9 protein-coding genes and 5 pseudogenes are annotated in these 14,609 nt (G+C 72.7%); 10 read left to right on the forward strand and 4 right to left on the reverse strand.

The window, feature by feature from the left end; translation table 11 throughout:
* Positions 1-7: 7 nt before the first annotated feature.
* Complete coding sequence (locus tag QQK45_RS15775; RefSeq protein ID WP_284294092.1) at positions 8-772, reverse strand: maleylpyruvate isomerase N-terminal domain-containing protein; 765 nt, start codon at positions 770-772, stop codon at positions 8-10.
* Here QQK45_RS15775 and lepA point away from each other — a divergent pair.
* From lepA to QQK45_RS15790, 3 genes and pseudogenes are all read left to right on the forward strand, one after another.
* Positions 771-2,689 (forward strand): annotated as a pseudogene (lepA, locus tag QQK45_RS15780) (translation elongation factor 4). The gene QQK45_RS15775 and the pseudogene lepA sit on opposite strands and share 2 nt — an antisense overlap.
* Positions 2,686-3,991, forward strand: a pseudogene (hemW, locus tag QQK45_RS15785) (radical SAM family heme chaperone HemW). Before lepA ends, hemW begins: the two co-directional pseudogenes overlap by 4 nt.
* Positions 3,992-4,615: 624 nt before the next feature.
* Positions 4,616-5,170 carry a DUF7544 domain-containing protein gene (locus QQK45_RS15790; RefSeq protein ID WP_284294093.1) on the forward strand — a complete coding sequence of 185 codons (555 nt, stop codon included), beginning with the start codon at positions 4,616-4,618 and terminating at the stop codon, positions 5,168-5,170.
* Positions 5,171-5,237: 67 nt separating this feature from the next.
* On the opposite strand, the gene QQK45_RS15795 is transcribed toward QQK45_RS15790, so the two are convergent.
* The gene (locus QQK45_RS15795; protein ID WP_284294094.1) at positions 5,238-6,128 is read right to left on the reverse strand and encodes a DUF3097 domain-containing protein; all 891 of its coding nucleotides are present in this window, start codon (positions 6,126-6,128) and stop codon (positions 5,238-5,240) included.
* Between the two features lie 211 nt (positions 6,129-6,339).
* On the opposite strand from QQK45_RS15795, the gene QQK45_RS15800 reads away from it, so the two are divergent.
* The 5 genes and pseudogenes from QQK45_RS15800 to QQK45_RS15820 form a co-directional block, all read left to right on the forward strand.
* A complete protein-coding gene (locus QQK45_RS15800) occupies positions 6,340-7,815 on the forward strand; it encodes an MFS transporter (protein WP_284294095.1) in 1,476 nt (491 codons plus the stop codon).
* A 62-nt stretch (positions 7,816-7,877) separates the two neighbouring features.
* Positions 7,878-8,905, forward strand: a pseudogene (gene hrcA, locus QQK45_RS15805) (heat-inducible transcriptional repressor HrcA).
* Between the two features lie 73 nt (positions 8,906-8,978).
* On the forward strand, positions 8,979-10,097 hold the full coding sequence (dnaJ, locus tag QQK45_RS15810) for a molecular chaperone DnaJ (RefSeq protein WP_284294096.1): 1,119 nt from the start codon (positions 8,979-8,981) through the stop codon (positions 10,095-10,097).
* 7 nt (positions 10,098-10,104) lie between these two features.
* Positions 10,105-10,891: pseudogene (locus tag QQK45_RS15815) on the forward strand (16S rRNA (uracil(1498)-N(3))-methyltransferase).
* A gap of 9 nt (positions 10,892-10,900) precedes the next feature.
* A pseudogene (locus tag QQK45_RS15820) lies at positions 10,901-11,209 on the forward strand (histidine triad nucleotide-binding protein); the annotation flags it as partial.
* Positions 11,210-11,268: 59 nt separating this feature from the next.
* Here QQK45_RS15820 and QQK45_RS15825 read toward each other — a convergent pair.
* Together QQK45_RS15825 and QQK45_RS15830 are read right to left on the reverse strand one after the other, a co-directional pair.
* Positions 11,269-11,607 (reverse strand): P-II family nitrogen regulator, encoded by a 339-nt coding sequence (locus QQK45_RS15825; RefSeq protein WP_284294097.1) that lies wholly within the window; start codon positions 11,605-11,607, stop codon positions 11,269-11,271.
* Positions 11,604-12,926 (reverse strand): ammonium transporter, encoded by a 1,323-nt coding sequence (locus QQK45_RS15830; RefSeq protein ID WP_284294098.1) that lies wholly within the window; start codon positions 12,924-12,926, stop codon positions 11,604-11,606. Before QQK45_RS15830 ends, QQK45_RS15825 begins: the two co-directional genes overlap by 4 nt.
* 144 nt (positions 12,927-13,070) lie before the next feature.
* On the opposite strand from QQK45_RS15830, the gene QQK45_RS15835 reads away from it, so the two are divergent.
* Both QQK45_RS15835 and ybeY read left to right on the forward strand, forming a co-directional pair.
* Complete coding sequence (locus QQK45_RS15835; RefSeq protein ID WP_284294099.1) at positions 13,071-14,153, forward strand: PhoH family protein; 1,083 nt, start codon at positions 13,071-13,073, stop codon at positions 14,151-14,153.
* Complete coding sequence (gene ybeY, locus QQK45_RS15840; RefSeq protein ID WP_284294100.1) at positions 14,150-14,602, forward strand: rRNA maturation RNase YbeY; 453 nt, start codon at positions 14,150-14,152, stop codon at positions 14,600-14,602. The genes QQK45_RS15835 and ybeY overlap by 4 nt, the downstream gene beginning before the upstream one ends.
* Positions 14,603-14,609 lie beyond the last annotated feature (7 nt).

Below are 14,609 nucleotides of genomic sequence, written 5' to 3' on the forward strand. Positions count from 1 at the left end.
CGTCCCCTCAGGGCACGAGCGTGCGCCCGAGCACCGCCTGCAGGGCCGCCGGGTCACCACGGACGGCGAGCGCGTCGTCGTCGGGGGAGAGGCGGCCCCACAGCAGGAGGGCGAGGGCCCAGGCCGGACCCTCGACCCGTGCGTCGGCGGCGGCGTCGGACCGCCCGATCCGCCAGCTGGCGACGGGCGGTGCGAGGACGATCGCGTCGGACGGCCCGTGCACGTCCGTCGCGACGAGGTCGACGGCGACGGCCGGGGCGGGAGCGCGTCCGAGCCGGACCTGGCGTGGGTGCAGGACGGTGACGACCTCGTCGACCGTGTCCGCCCAGACCGCAGCCCAGACCGCAGCGGTCGCGGACCGTGGGGTCGACCCGGTCGCGAGCCGGAGGTCGACGAGGTGGACGAGCGTCTCGTGGAGCTGACGGCGGTACCAGAACCCGGCGGGACCGGGACCGTCGAGCGTGAGCGCCGGCGCCTCGAGCGGCCGCTCCGTGAGGGTGGCCCGCAGGTGCGCGGACGCCCAGGCGTACACGTCGACGAGGCGCTCGCGGCCCCGCGGCTGCGAGGCGTCGGCGCCCTCGAGGTCGACGCCGAGCGCCATCCCCGCCGCCCACCAGTGGATGCCGGCGAGGTGCAGGGCGAGGTCGGCGACGTGCCACGCGCCGCACGTCGCGACGGGTGCCTCGGGGTCCGCCCGTCCGAGCAGGTCGAGGAACGACTCCTGTGCGGCGGTGAGCACGCACACCGGGTCGCCGGTGGTGTCTCCTGTCATGGGAGAATGGTGCACCGTGTCCCCCATCCCTTCCCAGGCCGACGCCGCGCGGATCCAACCGGCCGCCACGGCGCCCGAGCTGCTGCGCAACTTCTGCATCATCGCGCACATCGACCACGGCAAGTCGACGCTCGCCGACCGCATGCTCCAGCTCACGGGGGTCGTCGACGAGCGCGCCGCTCGCGCCCAGTACCTCGACCGGATGGACATCGAGCGCGAACGTGGCATCACCATCAAGTCCCAGGCGGTGCGGATGCCCTGGGCGGCGGCGCCGGCCCCGGCGAGAAGGTCGTCCCGTACGCCCTGAACATGATCGACACGCCGGGTCACGTCGACTTCACGTACGAGGTGTCGCGGTCGCTCGCGGCGTGCGAGGGCGCGGTGCTGCTCGTCGACGCGGCCCAGGGGATCGAGGCGCAGACGCTCGCCAACATGTACCTGGCGATGGAGAACGACCTCGAGATCATCCCGGTCCTCAACAAGATCGACCTCCCGGCGGCGCAGCCGGAGAAGTACGCCGAGGAGCTCGCTGGGCTGGTCGGGGGCGACCCGGAGGACGTCCTCAAGGTCTCCGGCAAGACGGGTGAGGGCGTCCCGGCGCTGCTCGACCGCATCGTCGAGCTCGTCCCGCCCCCGGTGGGCGACGCGGACGCGCCGGCGCGCGCCATGATCTTCGACTCCGTCTACGACACGTTCCGTGGTGTCGTGACGTACGTGCGCGTCGTCGACGGGCGCCTGAACCACCGCGAGCGCATCGTGATGATGTCGACGCGCGCCCACCACGAGCTGCTCGAGATCGGCGTCATCTCGCCGGAGCCGATCCCCACCAAGGGGCTGGGCGTCGGCGAGGTCGGCTACCTCATCACGGGCGTCAAGGACGTGCGCCAGTCGAAGGTCGGCGACACGGTGACCAACGCCGCCAAGCCGGCGTCGGAGGCGCTCGGCGGCTACTCGGACCCCAAGCCCATGGTCTTCTCGGGTCTGTACCCGATCGACGGCTCGGACTACCCGCTGCTGCGCGACGCGCTCGACAAGCTCAAGCTCAACGACGCTGCGCTGGTCTACGAGCCGGAGACGTCGGTCGCGCTCGGGTTCGGTTTCCGCGTCGGGTTCCTGGGTCTGCTGCACCTCGAGATCGTGCGGGAGCGCCTCGAGCGCGAGTTCGACCTCGACCTCATCTCGACGGCGCCGAACGTCATCTACTCGGTGACGCTCGAGGACCGCACCGAGGTCACGGTCACGAACCCGAGCGAGTTCCCGGCGGGCAAGATCCGCGAGGTCCGCGAGCCGGTGGTCCGCGCGACGATCCTCACGCCGGCCGAGTTCATCGGCGCCGTCATGGAGCTCTCGCAGTCGCGGCGCGGGGACCTGCTCGGCATGGACTACCTGTCCGAGGACCGGGTCGAGATGCGCTACACGCTCCCGCTCGCGGAGATCGTGTTCGACTTCTTCGACCAGCTCAAGTCCCGCACGCGCGGGTACGCGAGCCTCGACTACGAGCCCACCGACGAGCAGGTGGCCGACCTCGTGAAGGTCGACATCCTGCTCCAGGGCGAGCAGGTCGACGCGTTCAGCGCGATCGTGCACAAGGACAAGGCGTACGCGTACGGCGTCATGATGACGGCGAAGCTCAAGGAGCTCATCCCGCGCCAGCAGTTCGAGGTCCCGATCCAGGCGGCCGTCGGGTCGCGCGTGATCGCGCGCGAGACGATCCGCGCGATGCGCAAGGACGTCCTCGCGAAGTGCTACGGCGGTGACATCACCCGCAAGCGCAAGCTGCTCGAGAAGCAGAAGGAGGGCAAGAAGCGCATGAAGACCATCGGTCGCGTGGACGTGCCCCAGGAGGCGTTCATCGCCGCGCTGTCGTCGGACTCCGCCGGCGGCGGCAAGGACGCGAAGGACGCGAAGAAGAAGTGAGCCCGGCCCTGCCCGAGGGGAGCCCGTCCCCGACGACGGCGCGCTCCCGGGCTGGGTGCGTCCGGTCGCGCGGGCGGCCGGCTCGCCCGACGGCGGCGCAGACGGTGCGCGGGCGTTCGGCGTCTACGTGCACGTCCCGTTCTGCACGGTGCGGTGCGGGTACTGCGACTTCAACACGTACACGTCGTCCGAGCTGGGCGGCGGCGCGTCGCAGGTCGCCTACGCGGACACGGCGCTGCGTGAGATCGACCTGGCGACCCGCGTGCTCGACGACGCCGGGCTGGGCGGGCGCCCCGTGTCCACCGTGTTCTTCGGGGGCGGGACCCCGACCGTGCTGCCCGCCGACGACTTGGCGCGCCTGCTCGGGGAGTCCGCGACGCCTGGGGCCTCGCGGAGGGCGCCGAGGTGACGACCGAGGCGAACCCGGACTCGGTGACCCCGGACTCGCTCCGCACCCTGGCTGACGCCGGGTTCACGCGCGTGAGCTTCGGGATGCAGTCGGCGGTGCCGCACGTGCTCGCGACCCTCGACCGCACGCACGACCCGCGCCGCATCCCCGACGTCGTCGCGTGGGCGCGAGACGCCGGCCTCGACGTGTCGCTCGACCTCATCTACGGCACCCCCGGCGAGTCCGTGGCCGACTGGCGGGCCAGCGTCGAGGCGGCGCTCGCGACGGACGTCGACCACGTGTCGGCGTACGCGCTCGTCGTCGAGCCGGGGACGCGGATGTTCGCCCAGGTCAGGCGCGGTGAGCTCATGCTGCCCGACGAAGACGACCAGGCCGCGAAGTACGAGCTCGCCGAGGCGCTGCTCTCGGCGGCCGGGCTCGAGTGGTACGAGGTGAGCAACTGGGCGCGCGGCGGGCAGACCGGTCCGCACGCGAGCCGCCACAACCTCGGCTACTGGCGCGGTGACGACTGGTGGGGCGTCGGCCCCGGCGCCCACTCGTACGTCGGCGCTCCCGGCGCGGGGTACGAGCCCGAGCCGGAGCACGCAGGCGTGCGCTGGTGGAACGTCAAGCACCCGCGTGCCTACGCGGCCGCGCTCGAGGCGGGGCGCAGCCCGGCCGCGGGGCGCGAGCTCCTCACCGCCGACGACGCGCGGCTGGAGCGCGTCATGCTCGCCGTCCGGCTGCACGACGGGCTGCCCGTCACCGACCTGTCGGCGCGGGCACGCACCGCCGTCGCGGGGCTCGTCGCCGACGGCCTCCTCGACGGCCGCGCCGCGGTCCGCGGGCAGGTCGCGTTGACGCTGCGAGGACGCCTCCTCGCTGACGCGGTCGTCCGCGACCTCACGGACTGACGTCGTTCGCGGAGCCGGGCTAGATCGGCGGGAGGTCGCGCGCCACCCGTGACACGGCGGCCGTCCTGCGCCATGCTGGGGCACCCGGGGCGAATGTCCCGACCTTCACGGAGCCCACGCATCGACCGACGATGAGGACGACATGAGCGACAACCCGAACGGCACCGGCCAGGGCGCCGGCGCCGACCCGAACGAGCCGAGCTCGCCGTACGAGCCCGCGCAGCCGGCGCAGCCCGCCCAGTCTGAGCCTGCTCAGCCGGTTGAGCCCGTTCAGCCGACCCAGCCGCCGACGGCGCCGCCCGTGCAGCCGGGCGCCTACCCGCAGCCGGGTCAGCAGCCTCCGGCTCAGCCGTACGGCCAGCAGCCTTACGGTCAGCAGCCTCCGGCTCAGCCGTACGGTCAGCAGCCCTACGGCCAGCAGCCTCCCGCGTACGGGCAGCCGGCGCCCGGCGCCTACTCGCCCCTCCCGGTGGCTTCCCGACGGCGCCGCCCACGGCCGCCGGCACGTACGGTGCGGCGACCCCGTTCCAGGTCGGCGACGCGATCTCGTTCGGCTTCCGCCGGTTCGGCAAGAACGTCGGCGCCTGGCTCCTGCTCGCGCTGATCCTCCTGGGGATCAACCTGGTGTGGGGCCTCGTCTCGGGCGACTACGACCGCTTCCGTGACGCCTTCGACAGCAACACCAACACGGCGAGCGTCTCGCTCGGCTTCGGCGGCATCGTGATGAGCGTCATCGGGTTCGTGATCAGCTCGTTCATCACGGCATTCCTCACCAAGGGCGGTCTCGACGAGTCCGCCGGCAAGAAGCCGTCCGTCGGCGACTTCTTCCGGATCCGGAACTTCGGCAACGTGGTCCTCGCCGCGGTGATCGTCGGGCTGCTGACCGGGATCGGGCTCGTGCTCTGCATCCTGCCGGGCATCGCCGTGGCGCTTTTCTCGGCGTTCACGTACTACTTCGTGCTCGACCGTGACCTCGCCGCGTTCGACGCGATCCGCGCGAGCTGGAACCTCGTGGCGAAGAACTTCGGGTCCGTCCTCGGGCTCCTGGTGCTCCTGTTCCTGCTCAACGTGGCGGGTGCGATCGTCTGTGGCCTGGGCCTGTTCGTGACGATCCCCGTCTCGTACATCGCGGTCGGGTTCGCCTACCGCCGTCTGACGGGCAGCCAGGTCCCCGCCTGACCCGGACGCAGCACGACGAGGGCGCCCCGGCCGACGGCCGGGGCGCCCTCGTCCGTTCTCGCGCGACTCAGCCGACGGTGACGAAGTCGATGAGCTCCTCGACCCGGCCGAGGAGGCTCGGCTCGAGATCCGCGTAGCTGCGCACGCTCGCGAGGATCCGTTGCCACGCGCGTCCTGTCGCCCCGGGGCCGTCGGCGGGCCAGCCGAGCTCGCGCAGGATCCCGAGCTTCCACTCGGTGCCGCGCTCGATCCTCGGCCAGGCGTCGAGCCCGATCCGCTGCGGGCGGACCGCCTGCCACACGTCGACGTACGGGTGCCCGAGCACCAGCACGGTCCCGTTCGGCACGGTCCGCAACGCGTCGTCGGCGATGCGGCGCTCCTTGGACCCGGGCACGAGGTGGTCGACGAGCACGCCCACGCGCCGCTCGCGCGTGGGCGCGAAGTCGGCGAGCGCGTCGGCAAGGTTGTCGACGCCGTCGAGCAGCTCGACGACGACCCCCTCGACGCGCAGGTCGTCGCCCCAGACCTTCTCGACGAGCTCGGCGTCGTGCTTGCCCTCGACCCAGATCCGTGACCCGCGCGCGACCCTCGCCCGCTGCCCGACGACGGCGCGCGACCCCGACGCCGTCCGCGCCGGCGCCCGGGGTGCGGCCGGGGCGGTGGGCGGCACCAGCTCGACCGGTTCGCCGTCGACCCAGAACCCCGGCCCGAGCGTGAAGGTGCGGGTGCGCCCGCGCCGGTCCTCGAGCACGACGACGTGCATGCCGCCCGACTTCTCGACGCGGACCACCGCCCCGACCCAGCCCGACTCGACGTCCTCGACGACCAGCCCGCGCTCGGCTGGGACCGGCCGCGTCGTCGGGCGCGCGCGGTGGTGCGCCGAGCCGCGCGTCGGGCCGGGAGGTGAACCGGGTGTGGCGGGGGCGAGGACGTCGGGGCCGTAACGGTCGAAGCTCACCGGGCCACCCTAGGGAGTGCGCGCCGACGGTGACGCCCGCCGCGCCGACGGTGACGGACGGGAGGGCACGGGGCATCGCCGAGTCAGCGCGAACCGTCCCAGTCAGCGCGAACTCACCGCTGACTCGGACGAAACGCGCTGACTGGCGGTGACGCCGAGCTCGGCCACGTCACCTGCGGCGGAAGCGGCCGGCCCGTGGTAGCACCGTCCTATGGCGGACGACGACCCGCAGACCGACCCGCACCGCTGGCGGGTGCTCGCGGTCTGCCTGGCGGCGGGGTTCATCACCCTGCTGGACGTGTCGATCGTCAACGTGGCGATGCCGTCGATCCAGCAGGCGCTGCACGCGTCGGCGACCACGCTGCAGCTCGTCGTCGCGGGGTACACCCTGGCGTTCGGGCTGGTCCTGGTCCCGGCGGGGCGGCTCGGCGACGCGGGCCACCGCCGCGGGCTGTTCCTCGTCGGCCTGGTGGCGTTCGCGCTGGCGAGCCTGGCCGCCGGGCTCGCGCCGAACGACGAGTGGCTCGCGGCCGCTCGCCTCGTCCAGGGCGGGTGCGCGGGCCTCGTGAGCCCGCAGGTGACGGGCTACATCCAGCAGGAGTTCCGGGGCTTCGAGCGGGCGCGGGCGTTCGGGATGTTCGGTGCGGTGGTCGGCGTCGCCACGGCGATCGGCCCGCTGCTGGGCGGCCTGCTGATCCAGGCTTTCGGTGAGGAGAACGGCTGGCGGTGGGTGTTCGGGATCAACGTCCCGATCGTCGCGGTCGTGCTGGTGGCCGGGGTGCGGACGATGCCGCGGCCCGTCGTGGGGCGGCGCCGGGCGCTCGACCTCGTCGGGCTCGTCGGGGTCGCGGCGACGACGGTCGCCTTCATGACGCCGTTCGTCCTGACGACGGGCTCGGGCGACTCGCCGGCGCGCTGGTGGTTCCTGGCGCTCGCCGCCGCACTCGGTGCCGGGACGATCCTGTGGGAGCGGCGGTTCGAGCGTCGCGGCGAGGACCCGGTGCTGTCACCGGAGGTGCTGGGGCTGCGCTCGTTCCGCTTCGGTGCGCTGCTCGGGCTCGCGTACTTCGCGGGCTTCACGAGCGTGTTCCTCGTGGTGACGTTGTTCCTGCAGAACGACCTGGGGTTGAGCCCCCTGCAGGCGGGCCTGGTGGGGCTGCCGTTCGCCGTCGCGTCGGGCATCTCCGCGCTCGCCTCGGGGCGCGCGGTCGCTCGCTGGGGCCGTCCGGTCGTGGCCGTCGCGCTGGTGGTGGTCGTCGTCGGGCTCGCGGGCACGGACCTCGCGATCCGGATCATCGGCGACGAGGAGGGCCGCACGTTGCTCTTGTGCTGCGTCGTCGCGGTGACGCAGTGCGTCGCGGGGGCGGGGTCGGGGCTGGTGATCGCACCCAACCAGACCCTCACGCTCCAGGAGGTGCCGGTGCGGCAGGCCGGGGTGGCCGGGTCGATGCTTCAGGTCGGCCAGCGCGTGGGCTCGGCGCTCGGGATCTCGGCGGTCCTGTCGGTGTACTACGGGTCACGGGCGGGTGGGGCGAGCGGCGCGACCTCCGTCGGACGGGGGCTCCTCATCACGATCGGCCTGGTCCTGTGCGCGCTGGTCGTGGCCCTGCTCGACGCGCGCCGTCGGGCAGCCGAGGGCCACGACCAGGACGCCGGCGCTCCCCGGGCCGACCACGAAGCAGCGTAGGATTGGCACTCGGAGGGTGAGAGTGCCACCGGTGCACGAGGTCGGCTGCGACAGGAGGACGTGTGAGCGAGGAACGACGGCTCGACGTGCTGCGCGCGATCGTGGAGGACTACGTCCGCACGCGTGAGCCGGTCGGGTCCCGTGTGCTCACCGAACGGCACAACCTGGGCGTCTCGCCCGCCACGATCCGCAACGACATGGCCGCCCTCGAGGACGCCGGCCTGATCGCGCAGCCCCACACCTCGGCCGGCCGTATCCCGACGGACAAGGGCTACCGGCTCTTCGTCGACCACCTGGCGACCGTCAAGCCCCTGTCCCAGCCGGAGCGGCACGCGATCGAGCAGTTCCTCGACGGTGCCGTGGACCTCGACGACGTCGTGGCGCGTGCAGGCCGTCTGCTCGCCGAGCTCACGGGCCAGGTCGCGGTCGTGCAGTATCCGTCGCTGCGGCGGTCGGGCCTGCGCCACCTCGAGCTCGTGGCCGTGGGCGAGGCACGCCTGCTCGTCGTCATCATCACGGACACCGGCCGCGTCGAGCAGCGCATGCTCGACGTCGCCACGCTGCCCGACGAGGGCACGCTCGCCGTCCTGCGCGCGCGGCTCAACGCGGTCGCGGTGGGGCGCCGGCTGCCCGGCCTGGCCACCGAGCTCGAGTCCGTCGCCCAGCAGCTCCCGCCGGGCGACCAGGACCTCGCGCGCCGCGTCGGCGACGTCGTCGTGCAGACCCTGGCCGAGGAGGGCGAGGAGCGTGTCGTGCTCACGGGCACCGCGAACCTCGCCCGGACCGGCATGCGGTTCGAGCACGCGCTGCGTCCCGTCCTCGAGGCCCTCGAGGAGCAGGTCGTCCTGCTGGGTCTCCTCACCGAGATGGCCGAGGACGCCGCCGACCGTTCGGGCGTCCGCGTCCGGATCGGCCATGAGACGCAGTACGACGGACTCTCCGAGACCTCTGTCGTGACCACGGGCTACGGTTCGGAGGGGAGGTCGTCGCCGCGATCGGCTCGATCGGCCCGACCCGCATGGACTACCCCGCGACCATCGCGTCGGTGCGCGCCGTCGCCCGCTACCTGACGCGGATCCTCGCGAACTGACCGTGCGTCCGAACCCGCCCCGACCTTCCCGAACCGACCGAACCCACCCGGACCCGTGCCTGAGAGTGACTTGGTGAACGACTACTACGAGATCCTCGGTGTCCCGCGCGACGCGAGCACCGACCAGATCAAGAAGGCCTACCGCAAGCTCGCCCGCGAGCTGCACCCCGACGTCGCGGGACCCGAGGCGGAGGACCGCTTCAAGGACGTCTCGCGCGCCTACGAGGTGCTGTCGAACCCGGACAAGCGCCAGCAGTACGACCTCGGCGTCGACCCCACCGCCCCGGGCGGCGGCATGGGCGGCTCCGGTGGCTTCGGCTTCCAGGACATCTTCGAGACGTTCTTCGGCGGCGGCCAGGCCCAGCAGGGTCCCGTCCCGCGCTCGCGCCGCGGCCAGGACGCGCTCGTACGCCTCGACGTGGACCTCGAGGAGGCCGTGTTCGGGGCCAAGCGCGAGCTCCAGGTCGACACGGCCGTCGTCTGCCGGACGTGCGGCGGCACCTGCTGCCGCCCCGGCACGACGATGCACACGTGCGAGGTCTGCAAGGGCCGCGGCGTCGTGCAGCGCGTCCAGCGCTCGTTCCTCGGCCAGATCATGACGACCGCCCCGTGCGCCGCGTGCCAGGGCTTCGGCACGGTCATCCCCGAGCCGTGCGTCGACTGCGGCGGCGAGGGCCGGGTGCGCGAGCGCCGGACCATCGCCGTGAACGTCCCCGCGGGCGTCGAGACGGGTACGCGCATCCGCCTGACGTCGCAGGGCGAGGTCGGCCCCGGTGGTGGTCCCGCCGGCGACCTGTACGTCGAGATCCGCGAACGCCAGCACGAGACGTTCGTGCGCCGCGGGGACGACCTGCACTGCACGCTCGAGGTGCCGATGACGGCGGCCGCGCTGGGCGCCAGCCTGACGCTCGACACGTTCGACGGCGAGCAGGAGGTGGACCTGCGCCCCGGCACCCAGCCCGCGCAGGTCGTCACGCTCCGGGGACTCGGTGTGGGGCACCTCAACGGTTCGGGTAGGGGTGACCTCCAGGTCCACGTCGAGGTCCAGGTCCCCACGACCCTCGACGACGAGCAGGCCGAGCTGCTGCGCTCGCTCGCGAAGCTGCGGGGCGAGGAGCACCCGGAGCCGCGGCTGTCGGCGGCGCACCCGGGCGTGTTCTCACGGCTGCGCGACAAGCTCTCCGGGCGGTGACCGCGGCGTGAGCGCGCCCGTCTTCCTCGCCGAGCGCGGCGCGTCGGACCCGTTGACCCGGTTCGCGCCGGGGGACGCGTACGTGCTCGACGGCGCGGAGGGGCGTCATGCGGGCGTCGTCCAGCGTCGCCGGGCGGGGGCGGGTCGACGTCGTCGACGGCGAGGGGACGCGTCTGCGGACGGTCATCGTGTCGGCCGACCGCGACACCCTCGAGCTGCGCGTCGAGGCCGTCGAGGTGGAGCCGGCGCCCACCGTGCGGCTCGTGCTCGTGCAGGCGCTCGCCAAGGGCGACCGGGACGAGCTCGCCATCGAGGCGGCCACCGAGGTCGGCGTCGACGCGATCCTGCCGTGGCAGGCCGAGCGCTCCGTGGTGGTGTGGCGCGGCGAACGTGCCGCCCGGAGCCGGGCGCGCTGGCTCGCGACCGTGCGGGCCGCGGCGAAGCAGTCGCGCCGGGCCCGCGTCCCGGACGTGCGTCAGGATGTCACGACGGCGGTCCTCGCAGACGTGGTCAAGGACACCGTCACGGCAGGCGGCGTCGTGGCCGCGCTGCACGAGGACGCCACCGAGCCCCTCGGGACGCTCCCGCTGCCCGTGCCAGGCGAGCCGGGGGCCGAGGTGCCCGAGGTGCTCGTCGTCGTCGGGCCGGAGGGCGGGATCTCGGACGCCGAGCTCGAACGCCTCACCGAGGCCGGTGGACGTCCGGTGCGGCTCGGCCCGCACGTGCTGCGCACCTCGACCGCGGGACCCGTCGCGCTGACGATCCTGTGCGAGCGCCTGGGCCGCTGGCGCTAACGTGACGACATGACCGACACCGACTGCCTGTTCTGCAAGATCGTCGCCGGCGAGATCCCGGCCGACGTCGTCGCGTCCACGGACCGTACGCTCGCGTTCCGGGACATCGACCCGAAGGCACCGGTGCACGTGCTCGTGATCCCGCGCGAGCACCACCGCGACGTCGCGGCGCTCGCGGCGGCGGACCCGCAGCTCCTCGCCGACGTCGTCGCTCTCGGCCAGCAGGTCGCGTCCGACCTCGACGAAGGCGAGTTCCGGCTGATCTTCAACACCGGCGCGAAGTCGGGCCAGAGCGTCTTCCACACGCACGGCCACGTCCTCGCGGGGGCTCGGCTGGACGCCGGCCTGACCCCTCGTTCGTCGGGCCGCAGCCCGAGTCAGATCGCGGCCGCGCCGACCTCGCCGGTGCGTACGCGCACCACCTCGTCGACGGCCTGCACCCAGACCTTGCCGTCGCCGATACGGCCGGTCCGCGCGGTCTCGACGATCGCCCCCACGACGGCGTCGGCCGCGTCGTCGTCCACGAGCACCTCGACGCGGATCTTCGGCACGAGGTCGACCCGGTACTCGGCGCCCCGGTAGACCTCCGTGTGCCCGCCCTGCCGGCCGTAGCCGTGCACGTCGGACACGGTCATGCCGTGCACGCCGAGCGGTTCGAGCGCGGCCCGGACGTCGTCGACGGCGTGCGGGCGCAGGATCGCGGTGACGAGCCTCATCCGTGGCTCCTTCCGATGGTGGAGGTGGTGGTCAGCTCGTAGGCGGTCTCGGCGTGCTGACTGGTGTCGAGGCCGGCGTGCTCGTCGTCGGCGGTCACGCGCAGCCCGATCGTCGCGCGCAGCACCCGCCCGAGCACGTAGGTGGCGGCGAACGCGAACGCCGACGTGGCGAGCACGCCGACGAGCTGCTTCCCGAGCTGCTCGAGGCCCCCGCCGAGGAAGAGCCCCTGGTGCGTGACGGCCGGGTTGACGACGGTGGCGGCGAACAGCCCGACGCACAGTGTCCCGACGACGCCGCCCACGTAGTGCACGGCGACAACGTCGAGCGAGTCGTCGTAGCGGAACCGGAACTTGAGGCGGATCGCGAACAGGCACACGACTCCCGCGACGACGCCGACGGCGAGCGCGGGCAGGGGCTGCAGGAAGCCGGCTGCGGGGGTGATGGCCACGAGACCGGCGACGGCGCCGGACGCCGCGCCCAAGGTGGTCGCCTTCCCGGTCAGCTTCTTCTCGAGGGCGAGCCAGCCGATCATGCCGCCGACGCCGGACAGGTGCGTCGCGAGTGCGGCGCTCGCGGCGAGCGACCCGGCCGTGAGCGCGGAGCCGGCGTTGAAGCCGATCCAGCCGACCCACAGCAGCCCCGCGCCGAGCAGCGTGAGCGGGAGGTTGTGGGGCGCCATCATCTCGCGCGGCCAACCCCGCCGTGGGCCCAGCACGAGGACGAGGGCCAGCGCGGACGCACCCGAGCACATCTCGACGACTGTCCCGCCCGCGAAGTCGAGCAGGCCGAGGCGGTGCAGCCAGCCGTCGGGCGAGAACGCCCAGTGGGCGACGGGCGCGTAGACGACCACGGACCACACGGCCACCAGCACGACGAACGACTCGAAGCGCATCCGGTCGGCCGTCGCGCCGGTGAGCAGGGCTGCCGTCAGGACGGCGAACAGGAGCTGGAACAGGACGAACACGAGCGGGGGGATCGTCAGGTTGATGCCGGGGACGCCGGCGCTCGCGTGGGCGAGGCCCACGAGGTGCAGACCGCCGACGAGGCCCCCGCCCGCGTCGTCGTCGAACGCGAGCGAGTACCCGACGAGCACCCAGGTCACGGACACGATCGCGATGCACGCGAAGCTCTGCATGATCATCGCGAGCACGTGCTTGGAGCGGACCATGCCGGCGTAGAAGAACGCGAGGCCGGGCGTCATGAGGAGCACGAGCGCGGTGCACACCAGCACCCAGGCGGTGTCTCCCGTGTCGACGTGGACGGGAGGCGTCGACGTGGCCGTGAGCACCGGGGCGACGGCGTGCGCGAGGGCGGGCATGACGGGGCGTTCCTCTCGGGGTGCTGCGAGCTGCGGGACCCGGCGCAGACCGGGCGGCGGCGTCAAGATACAGGTGGACGACCCTCGATAGGATGGTGGTCCCACGAATCGACCAGTAAGGAGCGCGACGGCGTCAGCCGGCTCATGACATCGACAACCCGTCCCGAGGTCCCCGAACCCGCCGCGCAGCCCGGCGCCGTGGGCGGCCCCCGGATCGAGCACCGCATCGTCGTCCCTCCGAGCGTCCCCATGGTCGCCGTCCTCGGCAGCCGCGACTCGGTCCTGCGCGCCGTGGAGGACGGCTTCCCGAGCGTCGACGTGCACGCACGCGGCAACGAGATCGCCGTCGCCGGCGCGCCCGGGGAGGTCGCGCTCGTCTCGCGCCTGCTCGACGAGCTCGTCGAGATCGCCGAGTCGGGCACCCCGCTCACGCCTGAGGTGGTGCGCCGCTCGATCGGCATGCTGACCGCGCCGACGGCGACCCGTCCCGCGGACGTCCTGACGTTCAACATCCTGTCGAGCCGTGGCCGCCAGATCCGCCCCAAGACGGTCGGCCAGAAGCGTTACGTGGACGCGATCGACGCGAACACCATCACGTTCGGTATCGGCCCCGCGGGCACGGGTAAGACGTACCTCGCGATGGCGAAGGCCGTGCAGGCGCTGCAGGCCAAGCAGGTCAATCGGATCGTGCTCACGCGCCCGGCCGTCGAGGCGGGCGAGCGGCTCGGGTTTCTCCCGGGCGGGCTCAACGAGAAGATCGACCCGTACCTGCGGCCGCTCTATGACGCGCTGCACGACATGGTCGACCCGGACTCGATCCCCAAGCTGATCGACAACGGCACCATCGAGGTGGCCCCTCTGGCATACATGCGCGGTAGGAGTTTGAACGATGCTTTTGTCATTCTTGACGAAGCACAGAACACCTCCGCCGAGCAGATGAAGATGTTCCTCACCCGCCTCGGGTTCGGCTCCAAGATGGTCATCACGGGCGACGTGACGCAGGTCGACCTGCCCGGCGGGACGACGTCGGGCCTGCGGGTCATCGAGGACGTGCTGACCGGCGTCGAGGACGTCGAGTTCTGCCGCCTGACGTCGTCGGACGTGGTGCGGCACCGCCTGGTGAGCGACATCATCGACGCGTACGCGCGGTGGGACGTGGCCGGGTCCCGCACGCAAGGCCGACGCGGCGGCGACCGCCGCCCGGACAACCGAGGAGCCCGCGCATGAGCATCGAGGTCAACAACGAGTCCGGCTACGAGGTCGACGAGGCCGAGTTCGCCGCGCTCGCGCGCTTCGTGCTCGACCAGATGCACGTGCACCCGCAGACCGAGCTGTCGATCCTGTTCGTCGACACCGCGACGATGACGGACCTGCACGTCAAGTGGATGGACGAGCCCGGTCCGACGGACGTCCTGTCGTTCCCCATGGACGAGCTGCGCCCGGGGCGGGAGGGCGACGTCACGCCCGCGGGGCTGCTGGGCGACATCGTCGTGTGCCCCGAGGTGGCGGCCGAGCAGGCCGTGAAAGCCGGGCACTCGACCGTCGAGGAGATGCTGCTCCTGACGACGCACGGCATCCTGCACCTGCTCGGCTACGACCACGCGGAGCCCGAGGAGGAGAAGGAGATGTTCGCGCTCCAGCGCCAGCTCCTGCTCACGTTCCTCGCCTCCCGATGAGCGCAGC

Origin of the sequence: Luteimicrobium album, assembly GCF_030161555.1 — a bacterium.
Lineage (GTDB): Bacteria > Actinomycetota > Actinomycetes > Actinomycetales > Cellulomonadaceae > Luteimicrobium > Luteimicrobium album.

What these genes read in the sequence shown, in the direction of transcription:
- QQK45_RS15825 (WP_284294097.1), bottom strand. Translation starts at nt 11,607, where the DNA reads ATGAGGCTCGTCACCGCGATCCTGCGCCCGCACGCCGTCGACGACGTC.
- QQK45_RS15830 (WP_284294098.1), bottom strand. Translation starts at nt 12,926, where the DNA reads ATGCCCGCCCTCGCGCACGCCGTCGCCCCGGTGCTCACGGCCACGTCG.
- QQK45_RS15835 (WP_284294099.1), top strand. Translation starts at nt 13,071, where the DNA reads ATGACATCGACAACCCGTCCCGAGGTCCCCGAACCCGCCGCGCAGCCC.
- QQK45_RS15800 (WP_284294095.1), top strand. Translation starts at nt 6,340, where the DNA reads ATGGCGGACGACGACCCGCAGACCGACCCGCACCGCTGGCGGGTGCTC.
- QQK45_RS15775 (WP_284294092.1), bottom strand. Translation starts at nt 772, where the DNA reads ATGACAGGAGACACCACCGGCGACCCGGTGTGCGTGCTCACCGCCGCA.
- ybeY (WP_284294100.1), top strand. Translation starts at nt 14,150, where the DNA reads ATGAGCATCGAGGTCAACAACGAGTCCGGCTACGAGGTCGACGAGGCC.